The sequence below is a fragment of the Flavobacterium sp. genome, assembly GCF_023151265.1.
Taxonomy (GTDB): domain Bacteria; phylum Bacteroidota; class Bacteroidia; order Flavobacteriales; family Flavobacteriaceae; genus Flavobacterium.
Map to the genome: position 1 here is coordinate 1 of NZ_JAKLJH010000222.1, position 1972 is coordinate 1972.

2 protein-coding genes are annotated in these 1972 nt (G+C 33.9%); one reads left to right on the forward strand and one right to left on the reverse strand.

Annotated elements, in window-relative coordinates; translation table 11 throughout:
* The coding region (locus L6Q46_RS13765; protein WP_291284790.1) for a LysR family transcriptional regulator at nucleotides 1–627 on the reverse strand (627 nt) is incomplete at its 3' end.
* Nucleotides 628–711: 84 nt separating this feature from the next.
* Between L6Q46_RS13765 and L6Q46_RS13770 the strand changes: the two genes are divergently transcribed.
* A partial coding sequence (locus L6Q46_RS13770; RefSeq protein ID WP_291284791.1) for an NADP-dependent isocitrate dehydrogenase occupies nucleotides 712–1972 on the forward strand: 1261 nt, incomplete at its 3' end.

Consider the following 1972-nt stretch of genomic DNA (forward strand, 5'->3'; position numbering starts at 1 on the left):
TACAATGAAACGCTCCATGGTTTGGCGTGTTCCAGAACCACTTTCTCTGAATAATAACGGACGGTTTTCTAAAATATCTTCGATTTTCTTTTTCTTACTAAAATCTTCTTCCATATTACCCACTAAGAACAATTTGTTTTGCATTAAATCAATTTTTTCTACTTTCATTTTTTCTGGAAGAATCGAAACTAAAGCAAAGTCTACTTCATTGTTTTGCAAACTCTTTACTACTTTATTTTTATTGGTTACATCCATTTCTAATTCTACTCCAGGATGCATTTTTAAAAAATCAGCCAAAAAGTAAGGCATCACATATTTTCCAGTAGAAACGACTGAAATTTTAATTTTTCCAAAAAGCTGTCCTTTGTAGGCTAATGTTTTATAATCAATAGTACTGACTTGTTGTAAGATTTGTTCGGCTGCTTCCGCAATTTCTTTACCAAAATCGGTTACATAAATTTTTCTTCCTACCACTTCTGTTAGTGGAATTTCAAATTGGTCTTGAAAATTTTTTAATTGAATAGACACCGCAGGTTGGGTCAAATGCAACTCTTCGGAAGCCTTAGTAACACTCTGATTTTGTACTACTTTCAAGAATATGCGTAACTGGTTTAAAGTGTAATTCATAAAAATATTTTATATAATGTATAGCAAATATAAATAAAAATATATGAATTAAAGTATAGAGATTTGCATAAAAATAATCAAAACATGAGAAAAGTTACGATTGCTAAAGGAGACGGAATTGGTCCAGAAATCATGGAAGCGGTTCTAAAGATTATTAAAAAATCAAATGCTCCCATTGATTTTGAAGAAATTGAAATTGGAGAAAAAGTGTATTTGGGAGGGAATACTTCTGGTATTTCAGATGCTTCATGGGAAGTTATCCGAAAAAACAAAGTATTACTCAAAGCACCCATCACAACTCCGCAAGGTGGCGGTTACAAGAGTTTAAATGTTACAATGCGAAAAGCATTAGGTTTGTTTGCTAACATTCGACCATGTGTATCGTTACATCCTTTTGTAGCAACGAATTTTCCAAATTTAGATGTTGTAATTGTTCGTGAAAATGAAGAAGATTTATATGCGGGAATCGAGCACCAACAAACCGATGAAGTTGTACAATGCTTAAAACTGATTAGTCGCCCAGGTTGTGAAAAAATCATTCGTTATGCCTTTGAATATGCTCAAAATTATGGTCGTAAAAAAGTGACTTGTTTTAGCAAAGACAACATTATGAAGCAAACCGATGGTTTATTCCACCAAGTTTTTAAGGAAATTGCCATGGAATATCCAAACATCGAAGCAAATCATATGATTATAGATATTGGAACAGCATATTTAGCAGATCATCCGGAGAAATTTGATGTGATTGTAACTTCAAATTTATATGGTGATATTATTTCGGATGTTGCAGCACAAATCGCAGGTTCGGTAGGATTAGCAGGTTCGGTAAACATCGGAAATGAATGTTCAATGTTTGAAGCCATTCACGGTTCGGCTCCAGATATTGCAGGTCAAAATATTGCCAATCCATCAGGATTGTTACAAGCTGCCATTGCAATGCTTTATCATTTAGGATATGCAACTGAAGCAACCCGAATTCAAAATGCTTGGTTAAAAACCTTAGAAGACGGAATTCACACAGCAGATATTTATAATGATAAATTGAGCAAGCAGTTGGTAGGAACTTCGGAATTCGCTGATGCTGTAATTTTCAATTTCGATAAAGTACCGAGTATTTTAAAAGCGGTAACGCCTCCCAAAAATTCTGTGATTCAATTACCAGAATACAAAAGAAAAGAAGCTTCTCAAAAAGAATTGTTAGGTGTGGATTTGTTCGTACACTGGAGTGGAATGGATGCTAACATTTTAGCTGAAAAACTAAAAGTGTTAACCACAGAAACAATGGATTTAGTCATGATTTCTAACCGAGGTGTTAAAGTTTGGCCAAACGGATTTTCGGAAACTT